General features: G+C 43.0%; 14 protein-coding genes and 2 tRNA genes. 4 read left to right on the plus strand and 12 right to left on the minus strand.

Going from position 1 to position 16468, the window contains the following annotated elements; all coding sequences use genetic code 11:
• Positions 1-72: 72 nt before the first annotated feature.
• The 5 genes from F7D47_RS05625 to F7D47_RS05645 form a co-directional block, all read right to left on the minus strand.
• Entirely contained in the window at positions 73-753 is a 681-nt protein-coding gene (locus F7D47_RS05625) for a thiamine phosphate synthase (protein ID WP_153085561.1), read from the minus strand.
• 41 nt (positions 754-794) lie between these two features.
• Entirely contained in the window at positions 795-1616 is an 822-nt protein-coding gene (gene thiD, locus F7D47_RS05630; protein ID WP_153085562.1) for a bifunctional hydroxymethylpyrimidine kinase/phosphomethylpyrimidine kinase, read from the minus strand.
• 8 nt (positions 1617-1624) lie between these two features.
• A complete protein-coding gene (locus tag F7D47_RS05635; protein ID WP_228113354.1) occupies positions 1625-2527 on the minus strand; it encodes a radical SAM/SPASM domain-containing protein in 903 nt (300 codons plus the stop codon).
• 181 nt (positions 2528-2708) lie between these two features.
• Positions 2709-2793 (minus strand) — tRNA-Ser (locus F7D47_RS05640).
• 333 nt (positions 2794-3126) lie between these two features.
• Positions 3127-4002, minus strand: coding sequence for an FAD-dependent thymidylate synthase (locus F7D47_RS05645; protein ID WP_153085564.1), 876 nt, complete (start codon positions 4000-4002; stop codon positions 3127-3129).
• Between the two features lie 112 nt (positions 4003-4114).
• On the opposite strand from F7D47_RS05645, the gene tsaA reads away from it, so the two are divergent.
• Complete coding sequence (tsaA, locus tag F7D47_RS05650) at positions 4115-4795, plus strand: tRNA (N6-threonylcarbamoyladenosine(37)-N6)-methyltransferase TrmO (protein ID WP_153085565.1); 681 nt, start codon at positions 4115-4117, stop codon at positions 4793-4795.
• A gap of 25 nt (positions 4796-4820) precedes the next feature.
• On the opposite strand, the gene F7D47_RS05655 is transcribed toward tsaA, so the two are convergent.
• From F7D47_RS05655 to sppA, 6 genes are all read right to left on the minus strand, one after another.
• On the minus strand, positions 4821-6224 hold the full coding sequence (locus F7D47_RS05655) for a glycoside hydrolase family 28 protein (protein WP_153085566.1): 1404 nt from the start codon (positions 6222-6224) through the stop codon (positions 4821-4823).
• Between the two features lie 134 nt (positions 6225-6358).
• A tRNA-Phe gene (locus F7D47_RS05660) sits at positions 6359-6431 on the minus strand.
• Positions 6432-6542: 111 nt separating this feature from the next.
• Complete coding sequence (gene thiL / locus F7D47_RS05665; protein WP_117727746.1) at positions 6543-7655, minus strand: thiamine-phosphate kinase; 1113 nt, start codon at positions 7653-7655, stop codon at positions 6543-6545.
• Between the two features lie 23 nt (positions 7656-7678).
• A complete protein-coding gene (locus F7D47_RS05670; protein ID WP_082231209.1) occupies positions 7679-8488 on the minus strand; it encodes a purine-nucleoside phosphorylase in 810 nt (269 codons plus the stop codon).
• The gene (gene lpxK, locus F7D47_RS05675; RefSeq protein ID WP_119229665.1) at positions 8373-9548 is read right to left on the minus strand and encodes a tetraacyldisaccharide 4'-kinase; all 1176 of its coding nucleotides are present in this window, start codon (positions 9546-9548) and stop codon (positions 8373-8375) included. The genes F7D47_RS05670 and lpxK overlap by 116 nt, the downstream gene beginning before the upstream one ends.
• Positions 9549-9613: 65 nt before the next feature.
• Entirely contained in the window at positions 9614-11398 is a 1785-nt protein-coding gene (gene sppA, locus F7D47_RS05680; RefSeq protein ID WP_153085567.1) for a signal peptide peptidase SppA, read from the minus strand.
• Between the two features lie 264 nt (positions 11399-11662).
• On the opposite strand from sppA, the gene F7D47_RS05685 reads away from it, so the two are divergent.
• The gene (locus F7D47_RS05685; RefSeq protein ID WP_228113355.1) at positions 11663-12472 is read left to right on the plus strand and encodes an alpha/beta hydrolase; all 810 of its coding nucleotides are present in this window, start codon (positions 11663-11665) and stop codon (positions 12470-12472) included.
• A gap of 303 nt (positions 12473-12775) precedes the next feature.
• Here the strand turns inward: F7D47_RS05685 and F7D47_RS05690 are convergent, their stop codons facing one another.
• Positions 12776-14203, minus strand: coding sequence for an undecaprenyl-phosphate glucose phosphotransferase (locus tag F7D47_RS05690; protein WP_194253034.1), 1428 nt, complete (start codon positions 14201-14203; stop codon positions 12776-12778).
• A 432-nt stretch (positions 14204-14635) separates the two neighbouring features.
• On the opposite strand from F7D47_RS05690, the gene F7D47_RS05695 reads away from it, so the two are divergent.
• Together F7D47_RS05695 and F7D47_RS05700 are read left to right on the plus strand one after the other, a co-directional pair.
• Complete coding sequence (locus F7D47_RS05695; protein WP_117586678.1) at positions 14636-15979, plus strand: sugar phosphate nucleotidyltransferase; 1344 nt, start codon at positions 14636-14638, stop codon at positions 15977-15979.
• A 150-nt stretch (positions 15980-16129) separates the two neighbouring features.
• The gene (locus F7D47_RS05700; RefSeq protein WP_006846288.1) at positions 16130-16402 is read left to right on the plus strand and encodes a co-chaperone GroES; all 273 of its coding nucleotides are present in this window, start codon (positions 16130-16132) and stop codon (positions 16400-16402) included.
• Positions 16403-16468: the final 66 nt, after the last annotated feature.

The following is a 16468-nucleotide window of genomic DNA, read 5'->3' on the forward strand; positions in this document are numbered from 1 at the left end:
AAATAAAAAAGCATTTTTTTATTTTTATTGTTGAGATTCGGCCTGTCTTATTAGAAAGTAGTGTATTTCCCTCTACCAAATGTTTGAACTGTTAAGCGTATTCTGGGCATTTCTGGGTGTAAGTTTCTGCTTGATTACGGCAAGATATTCTGTCCATTTTGCATCTGTTCTTCTGTTCCAGATGTCACCTAAGAATGCAGCTCCGCCAAAGTTCCATGCTCTCAATTGTGGAATATATTCAGGGGTGACACCTCCTAATGCGACAACTCGCTCATTGATGATTCCATTGATGCCTGCTTCCTCTAAGTCTTTGTTAGAGAAGGAATGCTTGTAGCCTTTCTTCGAGATACTGTCAAAGATTGGACTGAGAAAAACATATTGACACGTAGGCTTGAGAATCGCGCTCTTTTCGTCTTTGCTCTTTGGTGATATAGGCTGGAGAGCTTGTTCTACTTCCTTAAAACTATGGCAGGATTGTGAGATGCTTCCTTGAAAGCCTTCTGGAATCTCGTGGTTTCTTCTGTTAAGATGAATACCATGAAGATGAAATTCCTGACAAAGTTCGAAGTGATCGTGTACTACGATCTTTTTATGCCATTTCTTGTCGATTTCCTGTATCAGTCGCTTACACTCCTCTATATTTGATTCTGGTTTGCGCAGATGTAGCAGGTCTATACCTGCTTTAAAGAGTTGGTTGATATAGGTTGATTCATTCTCTATAAAATCGGGCAGAGTGATTACTATCCATTTCATATTCGTTGTGATTTTATTTGTTTATATAAAGGTGTTGGCTGTTATTTGATAAACAGTGCCTTGGGTTCATAGAAATGATTCACCGGACCATGCCCTTTTCCTATCTGTACATCTTTTCCTGCCAGAATTGCGCCTGAAAGATAGGTTTTTGCCATGGCGATAGCTGTATTCATATCCATTTCTCTTGCCAGATAAGAAGTGATGGCTGAGGAAAGGGTACAACCTGTACCGTGGGTATTGCGTGTGTTTACGCTAATGCCCCGATAACTGGTAATAGGCTTTCCGTCTTCGAAGAGGTAATCAATCTTTTCTACTCCCTGGAAATGGCCGCCTTTGATGAGTACATATTTACAGCCTAACTTGCTGATGGCTAAAGCTGCGTTCTGGATGTCTTCCTTATTCTGTATCTTCATTCCTGCCAGTATCTCTGCTTCCGGGATGTTAGGTGTTAGCAGGGTAGCTAGTGGTAATAACTCCTGTATGAAAATGCTGAGAGCATCCTCCTGCATGAGTCTGCAACCACTGGTGGAAACCATCACGGGGTCAATGATGAGATGCTGGTATTTCCCTTGGTATCTTTTCAGGGCTTCAGCAATAGCCTGGATAGTGGTACGGTCGTTAACCATACCTACTTTGATGGCATCTGGGTGGATGTCGTCCATCACAGCTTCTATCTGGCCCTTTACTATTTCGGGGTTGATGTCTTGGATGGCATAAACTCCCAGGGTGTTCTGTACGGTAATGGCTGTAATGGCCGATGCGGCATATACGCCTAGTGCTGACATTGTCTTGATGTCAGCTTGTACGCCGGCTCCTCCGCAACTGTCTGAGCCAGCTATTGTCATTGCTGTATAATATTTCATAATTCCTATTAACTTCTTGCTTTTCCTCTAAAACTGTTTCTTACCAGGGCTGATTCACAGGTCTCACAGAGATGTTCTGTGGCTTGATGGTGCTTGAAACCTTCTATCATGGCTTGGGCACGGGGTGAAGCCAGAATTTCTTCCAGCGATTGTTCAAGCAGGTTCCCAAGTGCTACATCTCCGTTGTGGTCCAAACAGCAGGGTACCAATGTTCCGTCTGCCAATACGCCTATCTGTTTGAGTAGGGCTTTACAGAAAACTTCTCTTTTTTCTTCTCTGATACCTGATTTCTGATTTCCTTTTATCATTTCCTTTTCTTCGATATGGTTATCAAAGTTGGGCCATTCGAATTTCCTGTCAAACTCCAGATAGAGATTATTGGCAAGTCTGTAACCGTCAGGTCGTTCTTTCCAGGGTTTGGGAACAAATTTTTCGATGTGCTCCATTACTTCTTCATTTTCCCGGTCTTTTCCTCCTTGGTTCCAAAGTCTGAGAACTATGCAGGTTCCTTTCTCTGCTGCTTGGGTTGAAAAAGTCATCACCTCGTTCATGTAACTGTCAAGCTCTCCCTTGGCATTACTCTCGTGCGAGTGGAGCGAGAGCTGTATTTTGTGGGGAAGTGTGTCAAGGAGATCCATAGCTTTGGGTAGCAGAGTGCCGTTGGATGTAAGTACGGTTTTGAAACCTTTCTCTCTTGCCATATTGATAAACTCGGGTAGAAGAGGGTGTAGTAGGGGTTCGCCCATAATGTGGAAATATAGGAAACAGACCTTCCCGCGTATCTTATCGGTGAGCAGGTCGAATTCCTCAGCACTCAACTGTCTTTTCTTCCTTGTATGTTTTGGACAGAAGTGGCAGTTGAGATTACATGTATTAGTGATTTCTATGTAACAGCGATCTATCATTGTCATGTCTTTTCTTGCATATAGCTTACTTTTTAGCAAAGTTACATGTTTTCTTTGATATGACCAAATAATATAGCATAATTTTGCATTTGAAGTCTTCTTGTCGTGGATAGTGAATGAATATGAAGGAAATATACAAATACGGAAATAAAAAAAGCCTTCTGAAATTTCTTTCAGAAGGCTCTTGCGGAGAGAGAGGGATTCGAACCCCCGGTACCTCTCGGTACGACGGTTTTCAAGACCGTTGTAATCGACCACTCTACCATCTCTCCATTGTTTTGGTCTGGATGACTATAGCTTGGTTTTCTTAAGCGGTTGCAAAGGTACTACTAATTTCTGGTTCCACCAAATTTTTCGCCAACTTTTTTTCATTTTTCTTCAAAAAAATGCGTTTTTGGGGGTAATAAGTGGCAAAATCGGCAAAAAATAGAGAGGTAAGGCTGAAAAAGACAATAAAAAAGGGCTACCGCCGTAGCCCCAATCTTGATAACCTTAAATCTAATACTATGAAAAACACACCGCAAAAATACGAAATAAATCTATTCGTTATGTCAAAAGAATAGAAAATCTTTATTTTGAAAGGGTGCTTTAATATTTTTTAAACCTTAGAGGTAACCTTTCTGCTTAAACTCTTCCATCAGTGGCAAGGCTAAAATCTTGGCATCAGGATGTGGTGCACCGGTAGTACCTAATGCGCGAAGGTCGAAGAAATGTTTCCAGTCACTCACGAAAGCGGTATGAACCAGTTCTGTGTTGCAGTCCAATGGTAGGATGGCTCGTGCTTCCTGTGGTTTGCAACCTGCCTCTATCAGTTTCATGTAGGCATATTCGGCAGCCTGATTGGCGAATATCCAAGTTGTGAGTTTACTCCATTCTGCAGTTCTTCCTTCTGCAATGTCAGCACACATATCTTCTATTCGGTAGTCGCTGGGATCTTGTGAACCATCGAAACCTTCTGCTTCTACCCATGTAGGCAGGTTGATGGTAATCTCGTTATCAAACTTATTCTTCGAATAGTTGCAGTATCGGGTACTCTGCTCTGCCATAGAGTTGGCACGATGACGGTTATATTCTCGGGTTATGGAAATCTGAGTAGTAAAATGAACGGTAATACGGAGTTCGTGCTTACCTTCTTCATAGTTGCTGAGGTATTTCAAATCATCCATCGCCTTGTTTTCTGCCAATACTCGGAGATTGGTTGTAATATAGTCTTTGCCGTCTAAAGTTTTCAGACGTGAGAACTTGTTGTGGGTATAGAGTGGTAACTCTCCATGTTTGCATACTAGATACACGGTTCCATGTTCCAACATGGCAAAGTGTTCACTCTGCACCATCCGATCCACGAAAGGCTTGGCAGATTCCTCTGTGGTGTTATTCTCACTTTTATAGCATACTCTTCCTGCTCGTTCTATCTGCTGGTAGATACCGAGCTCACCTGGTTTCTGTAACCAGATTTCATACGATGGTCTTTGTATTTTCATTTCTTTTTGTTTTTTTGTTCTGTCTGCAAAGGTACATTATTTTGTGCATACGGCAAAATAATTCATGGCTTTTTTCGTCTTATATATAATTAAGGTGTAATAATTAGTAAATATGGAGATAAAACCAATAGCATATTTTCGTTCTCCCTTCAGTAGCAAGTTTGGCATACCCAAACAGGCTGGATTGGTAGCAGAACTGGAAGGACAGATTGTTTTTGAACCCGAATTTCGTAACCCTGATGCGCTGCGTGGCATGGAGGGCTTTGATTATCTTTGGCTGATTTGGGAATTTTCTGCCAATAGGCACAAAGCGCACAGTCCGGTTGTTCGTCCTCCTGTGTTGGGAGGCAATGAGAAAGTGGGTGTCTTTGCCACTCGAAGTCCTTTCCGTCCCAATAATATAGGTCTTTCATCGGTAAAAATTTCTCATATCGAATGGGAGACTCTTCATGGTCCTGTCATTCATGTTAAGGGAGCTGATCTTATGGACAAGACACCGATATTTGACATCAAGCCGTATGTGGTGTATGCCGATTCTCATCCTGGGGCAAGGAGCGGTTTTGTTGATGACCGCAAATGGCAGAAACTTGATGTGGAGATTTCTGAAGATGTAGACAGGCATCTGCGTCTGCAGGGATTGAATGCAGAAAAGATTGAAATATTGAAAGAGGTACTTGCCCAAGATCCCCGTCCGCATTACCAGAAAGACCCTCATAAGGTCTATGGAATGCCTTATGAGGGTCTTGATATTCATTTCACGGTTTGCGATCATACGCTTACTGTTGTCAAGTAGATTTCTTGAATGTTGAGTAGAAAATTTACTTTGCGAAACTTTCAAAACGTACGTTTTCCAACAGAATTTTGCAGGCAGCATCGATATTCTTGGCTTCCTTGGTGTAGAAGATATTGGAGTTCTTGATGGTGATATCGTGTACCATACCTTCTGCACCATGTGCTTCAATACCTGTTTCGCAACCTCGTACGTAGATGTTGCTCATGTGGATATCCTGAAAGTTTGGCAGAAATTCCTGCTTTACGGGAGTTGTCTGCTTCTGGGCACCAACATGGTTGTCAAAATAAGTGGTCTCAAAGGTGATGGCTGCATCCTTGATATCGGTCATGTAGATATGGTCGATATAGATGTTCTCTGATGTTCCACCTCTCTTCACTGCACTTTTAAAGCGTAAACCGGTATCTGTTCCCTGGAAAGTATTGTTGCGAACAACAATATTCTTCATGCCGCCAGAGAACTCGCTGCCGATAACAAAACCTCCATGGGCATGGTATACGGTGTTGTCCTGGATATTAATGTTTTCACAAGGACCAGCTGCCACACCTGCTGCGCCTGCGCCACCCTTCATGCAGATACCATCATCACCGGCATCTATCACATTGTTTACGATGAGTACATCCTTACAGCTGGAGATATCAATCGCATCACCGTTCTGGGCATTCCATGGACATTTTACGGTGATTCCGTCGATAATCACATTCTTGCATCGGGTAGGGATGATATGGAATTTAGGACTATTCAGAAGTGTAACTCCCTGTACGAGCACATTCTCGCAACTGGTGAATCTGATCATGTGTGTTCGGGTTTTCTCCTGTTCGTCCATATTCTCAGCCACATTAGGTTCGTGCTTCAGGTTGAAAGGATACCAGATGTTACCCTTCTCATTCAGTGTTCCGCCCATAGCCTGGAATTCTTTCCATTCTACGTCACTAACCTTACTGCGCTTTACCGGTCTCCACCATTCTCCGTTTCCGTCAATAGTGCCCTCGCCTGTGATGGAGATATTCTTTCTCTTGCTGGCATTGATGGCTGGAGTAGCACGGCTTTCTTTTTTACCTGTGGTCTTGTCTATCTTGAAATGGTCGTTCTTGTCTTCAGAAAGAACGATGATGGCATTCTTTTCCAGATGCAGGTCAATATTGTCCTTCAGTGAGATGAGACCGGTAAGATAGATACCTGCAGGCACATTAAGATGACCGCCGCCCATCTTGTTCAGTTTGCTGATGGCTTTGGCAAATGCCTGGGTATTCATGGTGAGTCCGTCACCATTACCGCCACATTCTAAGATACTGACATGATTGTCTGGGATGCTAGGCAATGTTGGTTGCTGCATCTGAACTGGTAAGTTCTGATAATACTTACTGTAATCTTTGGCATTGGCTGTCACAAATGAGAAACAGACCAATAAAACTGTTAAAATCTTCTTCATAAGCTTTTTAAGTTTAGTTTGTTTAATAAATCCTATACTTTGTCTTGTTTGTAATATCTGTTACCTTAAGGTGTGGATATAAAAAAAAGACGGCCCTAACCACAGTTAGTAACCGCCTTTTATGAAAGGAGGAGTGGTACCACCAGGAATCGAACCGGGGACACAAGGATTTTCAGTCCTTTGCTCTACCAACTGAGCTATGGCACCATCTTGCTTTTTGCGGTTGCAAAGGTACAATAAATATTTTAATTGAGCAAGAGAAAACGAAATATTTTCTCTTGCTTAATGTTTATTAACTAAATATCCCCTTGCTTGAAATTAATCTTTCAGCGGATTCCAACCTTGTGCTTTCAGTTCAAATTCCTGTCCGTCTCTGGTAATGAGGAACTTGCCCAGATTTTCTTTGGTGATGTAGCCAATCTGCCTTACACCCTCCATTGCCTCAATCTTCTCGTGGTCACCGATAGGTACGGTAAAGAGAAGTTCATAATCTTCGCCGCCGTTCATAGCACAGGTGGTAAGGTTCATATTGAATTCTTCTGCCTGCACGGCTGTCTGGTAGTCGATAGGTATGTTCTTCTCATATACTCTGCATCCGCAATGACTCTGTTCGCAGATATGCATCAATTCACTGCTCAGCCCATCGCTCACATCCATCATGGCGGTAGGACGGATACCTGCCTCACGCAGTTGTGCTATCACATCTCCGCGTGCCTCAGGCTGCAGTTGTCTTTCCAGGAGATATTCCTTGCCGGCGAAATCTGGCTGGAAGTTGCGCATATTCTCTAAGTCTCTGTTCAGAAGAGCCAGTTTCTCGTTATCACCATTTGCTTTAGCCTCAGCCATCTTCTTTCGGATATCTTCTATCTGTCCGTAGTATACAGCCTTTTCGCGTTCCAGCAGTTGAAGTCCCATATAGGCACCGCCCAAGTCACCCGACACACAGATCAGGTCTGTTTCCTTGGCTCCGTTGCGGTATACGATTTCTTCTTTTGCTGCTTCTCCGATACAAGTAATACTGATGGCTAAACCGGTGAGAGAAGAGGTAGTATCACCTCCCACGATATCTACTCCCCATTTGTCGCATGCCATTCGAAGACCCTTATAGAATTCATCAATGTCTTCTACTTTGAATCGTTTACTCAATGCTATGCTTACTACCATCTGACGTGGGGTTCCGTTCATAGCAAAGATATCACTGATGTTTACCATTGCACTCTTGTAACCCAAGTGAACCATGTCAATATAGGTAAGGTCGAAATGTACGCCCTCCATCAGCATATCTGTAGTCATGAGCACTTCCTTGTCTGGATAATGCATCACGGCACAATCATCGCCTACACCATAAACTGTAGACTCGTTTTTCTTTTCATAACCTTTGGTGAGATGGTTTATAAGACCGAATTCACCTAACTTTGAGATATCCAAAATAAATAATAGTTTATAATTTATACTTAAGATCTGCGGATGATTTCTCGCATAATCTCTGTCATCTTAGGCTGTGCGGCATTGGCTGCAATCTGCACCTCCTCATGACTGACTTCTACAGGTACATCGAAACCGCCAAGATCGGTGATGATGCTGATGCCGAAAACCTTGATTCCGCAATGGCGGGCAACAATCACTTCAGGTACAGTACTCATACCTACAGCGTCACCACCCAATACACGATACATGCGATACTCTGCCGGTGTCTCGAAGGTAGGTCCCTGAACGCCAACATATACACCATGCTTTGCATCAATTCCCTTCTCCTTAGCGATATCGTCGGCAAGGTCGCGGAGTTTCTTGTCGTATGCTTCGTGCATATCCGGGAAACGTGGACCGGTAGGGAAGTTCTTTCCGCGCAATGGATGTTCTGGGAAGAAGTTGATGTGATCATCGATAATCATCAGGTCTCCAATCTGGAATTCCGGATTCATACCGCCCGAAGCGTTGCTTACAAAGAGGGTTTCAATGCCCAACTCGTACATCACACGTTCTGGGAAGGTTACAGCCTTCATGTCATATCCTTCATAGTAATGGAATCTTCCTTCCATAGCCATGATATCTTTACCTCCTAACTTACCGAAAATCAGTTTGCCTGCATGACCTTGAACGGTAGATACTGGGAAGTTTGGTATTTCACTATATGGAAATTCATAACTGTCAGTTATTTCTGAAGCTAATTGTCCGAGACCGGTTCCCAGTATGATTGCTGTCTTCGGACTTGTTGTCATCCTTTCTTTTAGCCAGGATGCTGTTTCTTGAATTTTTTCGTACATAGCTAATGATTTTGTCGTTAAAATTATCTTCTTGTTCCAGCATGAAACTAACCTTGATAGGCAGTTCATATATGCTTTTCTTAACTATTTCATAGAGTCCCTCTGTCTCTTTTAGTCTCACGGCATCTTTCTCTGTCGTGATAATCAGACGGGGTTCTGGCATCTGTTCAAACGCCTCGTTGATGCGTGTGATGTCCTTGCTCTTGAAGCGATGGTGATCACCGAAACTCAGCGACTGCATACTCTTGACCATTGGCTTCAGGTCGTGTTCCATCTGCTTAGGCGATGCGATACCAGTAACCAGCAGAGCATGGTAGTTTTTCAACTCCTCCTTGGCTATCTGCTGGTCTTCGAAAACTCCCTTTGGCGTATCATAGTTGATGCAGGTGAAGTAGAGCTTCTGGAAAGGGTAAAGGTCCATAGCCTTGGTGAGTACTCGAAATTCCATTGGCTTCAGGTCCTTTGGACATTTAGTGATAATCACAATGTCTGCACGGTTCTTACCGCTTAGAGGTTCTCTCAGTCTTCCTGCTGGCAACATCTTGTCATAGATGATCAGACGGTGGTAATCTACCAGCAGAATGTTGATACCTGGCTTCACATAGCGATGCTGAAAGGCATCATCCAGTAATACAACATCTACATCCTTGGTCGGTTCTTCATTCTGCAACTTTTCGATTCCTCTCACCCGCTTAGCGTCTACGGCTACATAGATATCGTCAAACTTGCTGTGCATCTGGAAGGGTTCATCGCCAATCTCTGACATTGTCGTATCTTTATCTGCCAGCACATAGCCACTGGTCTTTCTTTTGTAACCACGTGATAGCACAGCTATCTTTACCTTGTCGTGCAACAAGCGTATCAGATACTCTACATGGGGAGTCTTGCCCGATCCGCCCACCGTGATGTTACCCACAGAAATGATCGGGATTGAGAATGACTGACTCTTTTTCAGTCCGATATCGAAGAGCCAATTGCGAAATCTGACCATGCCGCCATAAATCCAACTCAGTGGTAGCAGCCAGTCGTTGATCTTGATAAGATCGCCTTCTGTTCTCATGTCTGTTTCCTTTCTCTTAATCCGGTATGTCTATATATTAATGTACGCATACCTTATTATAAATGTTATTGTATGTTCAGTACGTAAGGAAGTGCAGCCTGTATAGGCTCTTTCTCCTTCATATTGCGTATCATGATGAATGGCTGGTAGAGATCACCCAATGCCAGACGCAACTGTTCGTCGAGGTAGGTTCTCTTGTTTCCGCCCGCCATATCCAGCAACTGTTCCATCCATCCAGCCAATGCCGGATATTCTACCGCCTGATAACTGCTGAGATTAGCCAATTCTGCAGCCTTGTCGATGGCGTCGCTCAAGCCGCCGAATCCATCAATTAACTTGATCTTCTTGGCGTCTGTACCCAGCCATACTCTTCCTTGAGCAATCTTCTCAACCTGTTCGGTACTCATTTTTCTGCCCTCAGCCACACGATTGCGGAAGAGGCTATATCCACGGTTCACATAGTTTTGCATGGTGGCAATCTCTTCTGCACTCCATGGGCGTGACATGCCTGCAGAGGCATAGGTACTATTGCGGTTAGTCTTCACTTCATCATACTTGAAGCCTAACTTCTTTGTCATCAGGTCACTGAAATCTGGCAGGGCTCCAAAGATACCGATGCTGCCGGTCAATGTTGTAGGTTGTGCCATGATATATTGGGCACCCATACTCATATAATAAGCACCCGATGCTGCCATACCACCCATAGAAACCACTACCGGCTTCTTTTTATTTAATTCTTTAACTGCTCTCCAGATCTGTTCCGAAGCATAGGCATCGCCACCGCCCGAATTGATACGCAGAACTACGGCCTTTACCTGACTGTTATCTGCAAGTTCCTGAAGGTCCTTGATGACCTTTGTACTTACTATCTGTTGCTCAGAATCATAGATGCTAGGAGTCTCCATCCTGACAATGGATCCCTGACAGTAGTATACGGCAATCTCTTCGCCCATCAGATTCGAGTCGTCTATAGTCATATCTACGTCGTTATAGTCAACCTGATTGATGGTCTCGTCTGCCTTCAGTCCTAACTGTTTCTTTACCACGTCTCTGATTTCATCATAATAGCAGAATCCATCTACCATCTTTCGAGATTTCAGTAGTTTGGTATCATCAAACACCATCAGCCCGTCAGCATAGCGGTTCAGTGAATCCTTGCTGATGTTTCTGCTTTTGCTCACATCTCCCAACATCTGTTGCCAGAGTCCACTAATATAGCGTGAAACCTGCTCTCTGTTGGCATCCGACATTTTGTCTTCGGTGTATGTTTCAGTATAGCTTTTGTATTTGCCTACCTTCACTACCGTAAAGTGAACGCCAAACTTGGCTGCTACATCTTTGATATATTGTGGCTGCGATGCAATACCATGCCAGTCCACATTGCCTTCTGGGTTTACATATACCTTGTTGGCAACCGAAGCCAGATAATATCCACCCTGTGAGAGAGCATCACCATATGCGATAATCCATTTGCCGCTCTTCTTGAAATCAGCAAGTGCATTTCTGATTTCCTGCAAAGTGGCATAATCTGTCTCCAAGATACCTGTTTCCAGATAGATGCCCTTCACTTTATCCTCATTCTTTGCCTTGCGGATAGAAGAGAGAATCCTGTTCATGCCTATGTTGTTAAACTGCTCGCCTGTCAGCTCGCCGAGCCAGTTGTCTTCAGTACGGTCTTCAATCTGTCCTTGTAGTTTCATCACCATCACCGCATTGTCTTTCAGTGCCGGTTTACTGTTGCTCGATGCCACCATTCCGATGATACAGATGAATCCCAGGATGGTCATGATCAGCCCGAAGGCAAACAGTCCTACGATAGTGGCTGCCACGTTCTTGAAAAAATCCTTCATTATTCTATGTCAATATTTTATAAGTGAGACTCCTAAATAAATGCCAGCGGCAGAAGAGAGATGTTTTCTCCGATTGCCGTTTACAGCAATTTTTCTGCAAATATAGCAAAAAAGAACCAATAATCAAAGCGATTGGAACAAAAACACTAAAAAAAGAAGAAAAAATAACATAGGGTTAACGAAAAAATGCCTATCTTTGCATTATCTTAGCAAAACAGAATAAAGATATAAACAACATAACAAAAAAGAAAAATGAAAAAGACAATGATTTTTTTTCTTCTGATGCTGACAGCAATTACAGCATCAGCTCAATCTACCGCTCGCAAGTTCGTATTGAAGAACAGTAGCGACGGACAGAGTGAACTTACCTGTTATCTTCCTAAGAATCCTTCAGGAAGAGCTGTAGTTGATTGTCCTGGAGGTGGGTATTCTCATCTTGCAATGGACCATGAGGGACATCAGTGGGCAGAATATTTCAACAAACAGGGTATCGCTTTCTTCGTCTTGAAATACCGTATGCCTAAGGGAAACCGCAATATTCCGTTGAGTGATGCCTATCAGGCGATGCGAACCGTTCGTGACAGTTCTGCAGTATGGAAAATAAACAAGGAAGATATCGGAATTATGGGCTTTTCTGCCGGTGGTCATTTAGCTTCTTCCGTCAGTACCCATGCAGAGGCGGCTGTGCGACCTGATTTCTCTATTCTTTTCTATCCGGTGATTTCAATGGATGAGCGTATCTCTCATAAGGGATCATGTGTGAATTTCTTGGGTGAAGAGCGTAATACCAATAAGAAACTGGTAGAAGAGTGGTCTAACGACAAGGCTGTTCGTCCTAATCTTACCCCTCGTGCCATCATACTGATGTCTTTTGATGATAAGGTTGTTCCTCCTGTAACCAATGGCGTAGCCTATTATTCTGCCATGAGCAAGGCGGGCAACGAGTGTACCATGCACATCTATCCGACTGCCGGACATGGATGGGGATTCCGAGATGCTGCCCATGGTTTCCCATATCACGACCAAATGTTGAATGATCTTACCTGTTGGCTCAACAGGCTTCCGTCTAAGTAAGTAAAGAGAATATCTAAAAAGAGGATGTATCATAAGTTGATGATACATCCTCTTCTTTTTGTTGAAAGAGCTAGGATATGTTGTTGGAAGAGATAGAATATGTTGTTGGAAGAGATAGAATATGTTGTTGGAAGAGATGGAATCTGTTGTTGAGACAGTTAGTATCTCCGGTCGCACAACAGCTGTTGTGCGCTTGCATAACAGCTGATATGCGCATGCACAACAGCTGATGTGCATGCGGTGGCCAACTGTTGTGCGCCAACTATTTTCCAAACTTATGGAACATCCTCTTTTTCTAGACTCCTAATAAGCATTCTTGTCAGGGCAGATAATGCTCTTGGCTGTCATGAAGATAATCTTGATATCAAGCCAGAACGACCAGTTCTCTATATACCAGATATCACGGCGGATACGTTCCTCCATCTGCCAGAGCTCCTTGGTCTCACCACGGAACCCTGTAACCTGAGCCCAACCTGTGATACCCGGCTTGGAGAAGTGGCGAACCATATACTTATCTATCTGGCTTCCATACACCTCTGTATGATGCAGCATGTGAGGGCGCGGACCCACAATACTCATGTCTCCCTTAAGAACATTGAAGAATTGAGGAAACTCATCTATGTTCGTCTTTCTCATAAAGTTGCCGAAAGCAAATTTACGTGGGTCGTTCTTTGTTGCCTGTGCCTTGTCTGCATCCTTGTTCACATGCATGGAACGGAATTTAAGACAGTAGAAGGTATCACCATTCAGACCCGTTCTTGCCTGTTTGAAGAAAATTGGACCAGGACTCTGAATCTTGATGATGAGAGCTATGAATGGAATGAATGGTAGAACGCACAAACATGCAAGCCCGCTCACCACGATGTCGAAGCTACGCTTGATAATGCGGTTTGACATGCTTGTTAGGGGTTCTATGCGGTTTGAATATACCGTCCTTCCCATAAAATTCTGGGCATCAAGATGCAATTTGTACTCACCAAACACACGTGGCAGGTAGTAGAAGTGTATCACATTCTTATCACAGAAGTGCATGATATTGATGATTTCAGGATCTTTATGCGACAGGCAGCAGAAAACCTCGTCAATATTGGAAGGTTCACCATTGATGGTATCATTCATGGTAGAAGAGATAATCTCTTTGAGCTGTTTCATGTTTCCTATTCTTTTCAACCCTTCCGGATTATCAGTGATGTCTTCATCTGCATAATATCCTTTTACGATATAACCTGCCGAGGAATCTTCTGTCATCGTCTTGTACATCTCGCTCACGGCAGGATCGTTACCTACAAAGATGACGGTGCGTGAGTTGAGGCCCTTAGAGCGGAAATGCTTTAGTAATTTGAGCTCGCAGAGTCGGCTTATGATGAGAGACAAATAGAATGTTATGCCGAAGATAATGCTGAAGGAGAACATCTTTCCCCCGTGACCGAGTAGTCTTGAGAATGTAAAGAAACAGAATGTTGTTGCTGCAGCCAGATATAAAGTACGCCTTGTAACCTGCAGGAACCCGATCTTTCTGACATGAATGATGGTGGAATAGAAGTATTCGCCTAGGAACAAGGCTGCATTAGCAACAAAAAAGGTAATCTTTGTTGCTTTGTCGAAATACGCGGGTATGAGTTCTTGACCATATTGGGTATAGAACAACAGTACGATGTTGAGAATAACGAAATCGGCACCTATCACCAGTCTCCTTATCATTTCATTTCCTTTATAATGCTTGTTCGTCATTTGCTTATGTTTTTTATACTCCTATTATTTATATATCTTTTTAAGTTATTGAGGTATGCTTAAATTGATATTTGGTCGCAAAGGTAATAATAATAGTTGAAAATCGGAAATAAATCAGCAAAAAAATATCGAAATAGACCAACTTGAACCAACTTGAACTAACTTTTCTTATTTTTAATCTGTTTAAATGATGTTTTTTCTTCCTTTTTACTTTCTTACGCATATCTAGGTATTTTTATATGAATAGGTAGTTTTTTTAGAAATTGCTTGGTGGTCTCAAAAGAAAAACGTACTTTTGCAGCCGGATTATCACGGATGATTCTTCTTTGAGACCTGTTGGTACTGGGAGTAAACTCCTGATGTGATGCAGTCTCTCACTGGTAATTTGTGAAATCTTAAGTATGAACAATAAACGATTTAGATAGTAATAATATGCAATTAATTTTGTTATCGGGTGGCTCGGGTAAAAGACTCTGGCCACTTAGCAATAATGCTAGAAGCAAACAGTTCTTGCCATTGCTCGAAAAGGAGAATGGGGAGATGGAAAGTATGGTTCAGCGCGTGGTACGTCAGGCTCAGGAAGCAAATCTGACCAACGATATTACGCTTGCTACAAACGCCAGTCAGCTGGATATCATCCAGAACCAGCTGGGAGAGCGGGTTTCTGTGGTTACCGAACCGGAGAGGCGTGATACTTTCCCTGCTATCGCTTTAGCTGCAAGTTATCTGAAACTGAAGAAGAAATGTGAGGATGATGAGGTTGTGGTTATTATGCCTTGTGATCCTTATACCGAGTTGGAATATTTCCATACCATAGCCCGTATGGTGGAGTGTGTGGAGAAAAACGTTGCCGACCTCGTGCTGATGGGTATCAAACCTACTTATCCAAGTGCAAAATATGGTTATGTGGTTCCTTTTGCTGAAGGAGAGAAGTATCAGATAGTGAAGAGATTTACCGAGAAACCGGATGTGCCTACAGCAGAGAAACTCCTGGAGGAGGGTGCTTACTGGAATGGTGGTGTCTTCGCTTTCCGTTTGGGCTATATGATGCAGATTGTACGTAAGTATATGCAGAGTGAGAACTTTGAAGATACTCGTGCAAGATATAGCGAATTTCCAAAAATCTCTTTCGACTACGAGGTGGCGGAGAAGGCTGAATCGGTAGCGGTAGTACCGTTTAATGGTGAATGGAAGGACCTGGGTACTTGGAATACACTCACTGATGAGCTGCACCATGCCAGCATCGGTAATGCGGTGATGGGAAGTCATTGCGAAAATACGCATGTCATCAACGAACTCCAGTTGCCTCTGTATGTGGATGGCTTGAAGGATGCTGTTGTTGCAGCGAGTCCTGATGGCATCTTCGTCTGTGCAAAGAAATATTCCGAGGACATCAAGAAGGCGGTAGAACATCTTACTCCGCGTCCGATGTATGAGGAAAGAAGGTGGGGTACTTATCGGGTGATTGACGATTCTGAGTATGCTGACGGCAATCATTCGCTCACCAAGAGTATTACCTTGAAGCCAGGTAAGAATATCAGTTATCAGCTTCATCACCATCGTTCAGAGGTATGGACATTCGTAGAAGGTGATGGCATCTTTGTACTTGATGGTGAGGAGAAACATGTGAAGGCTGGTGATACCGTGGTGATTCCTCTGGAGCATTATCATGCCATCAAGGCGATTACACAGCTGACTTTCATCGAAGTTCAGAATGGTAATCCACTGGTTGAGGAGGATATTGAAAGATTCGATTATCAATGGAAAATGAAATAAAACACAAGTTTTTGTGATATAATGTCAGTATTTAAACGTGTCAAAGTGTCAGTATGGATGCTTTGGCACGTTTTTCGTATACTGGCGGGGTGACGGGTAGCAATACCTGTTGGCAAAATAAACGTATAACAATTAAAATATTATAGAATCATGAACATTAAACCATTAGCAGACAGAGTGCTGGTACTTCCTGCACCAGCTGAAGAAAAAGTAGGTGGAATTATTATCCCTGATACAGCAAAAGAGAAACCACAGCGTGGTAAGGTCGTTGCTACAGGTAAGGGTACGAAAGACGAAGAGATGATTCTCAAAGAAGGTGATACCGTACTCTATGGTAAGTACGCTGGCACAGAACTCGAATTCGATGGTACTAAATATATCATGATGCGTCAGAGCGATGTACTCGCTGTAGTAGAAGAGTAATTCTTAAAGGTAAAAAAGTAAAAAGGTAAAAAAGTAAAAAGGTAAAAATACCTTTCGCGATATTTA

Origin of the sequence: Segatella copri (assembly GCF_009494835.1) — a bacterium.
GTDB classification, from domain to species: domain Bacteria; phylum Bacteroidota; class Bacteroidia; order Bacteroidales; family Bacteroidaceae; genus Prevotella; species Prevotella copri_F.

Bases quoted from the DNA above. Each gene is read 5' to 3' on its own strand.
- F7D47_RS05700 (WP_006846288.1), top strand. From the start codon at position 16,130: ATGAACATTAAACCATTAGCAGACAGAGTGCTGGTACTTCCTGCACCA.
- F7D47_RS05655 (WP_153085566.1), bottom strand. From the start codon at position 6,224: ATGAAGAAGATTTTAACAGTTTTATTGGTCTGTTTCTCATTTGTGACA.
- F7D47_RS05645 (WP_153085564.1), bottom strand. From the start codon at position 4,002: ATGAAAATACAAAGACCATCGTATGAAATCTGGTTACAGAAACCAGGT.
- F7D47_RS05635 (WP_228113354.1), bottom strand. From the start codon at position 2,527: ATGACAATGATAGATCGCTGTTACATAGAAATCACTAATACATGTAAT.
- F7D47_RS05695 (WP_117586678.1), top strand. From the start codon at position 14,636: ATGCAATTAATTTTGTTATCGGGTGGCTCGGGTAAAAGACTCTGGCCA.
- lpxK (WP_119229665.1), bottom strand. From the start codon at position 9,548: ATGAGAACAGAAGGCGATCTTATCAAGATCAACGACTGGCTGCTACCA.
- F7D47_RS05670 (WP_082231209.1), bottom strand. From the start codon at position 8,488: ATGTACGAAAAAATTCAAGAAACAGCATCCTGGCTAAAAGAAAGGATG.
- F7D47_RS05625 (WP_153085561.1), bottom strand. From the start codon at position 753: ATGAAATGGATAGTAATCACTCTGCCCGATTTTATAGAGAATGAATCA.
- tsaA (WP_153085565.1), top strand. From the start codon at position 4,115: ATGGAGATAAAACCAATAGCATATTTTCGTTCTCCCTTCAGTAGCAAG.
- sppA (WP_153085567.1), bottom strand. From the start codon at position 11,398: ATGAAGGATTTTTTCAAGAACGTGGCAGCCACTATCGTAGGACTGTTT.
- F7D47_RS05685 (WP_228113355.1), top strand. From the start codon at position 11,663: ATGATTTTTTTTCTTCTGATGCTGACAGCAATTACAGCATCAGCTCAA.
- thiD (WP_153085562.1), bottom strand. From the start codon at position 1,616: ATGAAATATTATACAGCAATGACAATAGCTGGCTCAGACAGTTGCGGA.
- F7D47_RS05690 (WP_194253034.1), bottom strand. From the start codon at position 14,203: ATGACGAACAAGCATTATAAAGGAAATGAAATGATAAGGAGACTGGTG.